General features: G+C 42.9%; 2 protein-coding genes. Both read left to right on the forward strand.

What is annotated here, in order from left to right:
• Positions 1-782, forward strand: a 782-nt coding sequence (locus A3735_RS19570; RefSeq protein WP_068638503.1) for a glucosaminidase domain-containing protein, incomplete at its 5' end; no start/stop codon positions are given.
• Between the two features lie 166 nt (positions 783-948).
• On the forward strand, positions 949-1,313 hold a 365-nt coding region (locus tag A3735_RS19575), incomplete at its 3' end, for a hypothetical protein (protein WP_156499774.1).

Here is a 1,313-nt window from a genome sequence, read left to right on the forward strand (position 1 = left end):
TTACCCTCTGCTTACTGTCTATTATTTGGGCAAGCATATGGTTCTATCACAGTCCCAAAAATATGCTACCCAAGATTGAAAACAAGGCCGATAGCAGTCTGTCCGTCCCGCTTCCTGACTTTTCAGTTATTCAGAATATAAGTGAGAAGAAGCAGTCTTTTTTTGAATATTTATTGCCAATGGTTAAGGACGAAAACCTTCACATACTTCGCCTCAGAACTGCAATACAAGCTATGAGCACTTCCATAAAAAAAAATGGTGCCGCCAGCCTGAACCAATACGACAGAAATTGGCTTAAAGCGCTTGCAATGAAATACAAGGTTGTGCCAACTACCAACCCAAGTCAGACACTTGGCAGACTGCTAGAGCGTGTTGATACCGTCCCTGCTTCTATGGTACTGGCACAAGCGGCCATTGAGTCTGGCTGGGGGACCAGTCGTTTCGCTAAGCAAGGAAACAACCTATTTGGCCACTGGTGCTTTAAAAAAGGATGCGGTCTTGTACCTAAATTCAGGAATGAGAACCAACAACATGAGGTAGCTCAATTCGAGACTATAAATGAATCCATCAGGGCCTATCTGATGAACCTAAATAGCTTCTCGGCATATGATGAATTCAGGAAACTACGCGCTAAGTTCAGCAGCACAAGCAAGCAAGACATGAGCAGCCTAGATCTACTGCCCGGACTTTCCCCTTACTCCGAACAAGCTGAGCGTTATATTGAGAAAGTTCGCATCATGATCGAAAGCAATAACCTCACTCAATATGACCTAGCCGGCTAATAAGGGTTAGCATTATTCAGAAATATCACGAATGATGTTATCCAGATCTCATCGTTTAAATTCAATAAGATATAGAATACAGAAATATTCAAGGACTCAGCATTCTCTGAACGCTTGGAAATTAAGTAATTAATCACACATGGAACTACCCAGGTAATTTATCACTATGGAATTCAACTCTCGTAAACTCTTATCATTGGCTGCAATAACACTGTCTTTGGTGCTTTGCTCGTCCGCAACTCAAGCAAGGGTACAAGAGCCGGTTCCAGTCTATGAAGACCATCTTTCTATCGGCCCCGGCATTACATTTGGGTCGGCACCCTATATAGGACATGATGGCACCTACTCCTTTTTACCGACTTTCAGTTTTCAGTGGGGAAATTTGTTCGGCTATAACAATCATGATGAGCCACTAGTTGGCTTCGAGTTATTCAGGCATAAGCGTATTATGTTTGGCCTTGCGGTAACATCGGGACGAACATTTTTGGATCTTGAGAATATTAGCGCTGATATGGAAGAGTTGTACTGGGG

It is taken from the genome of Oleiphilus sp. HI0061 (genome assembly GCF_001635675.1).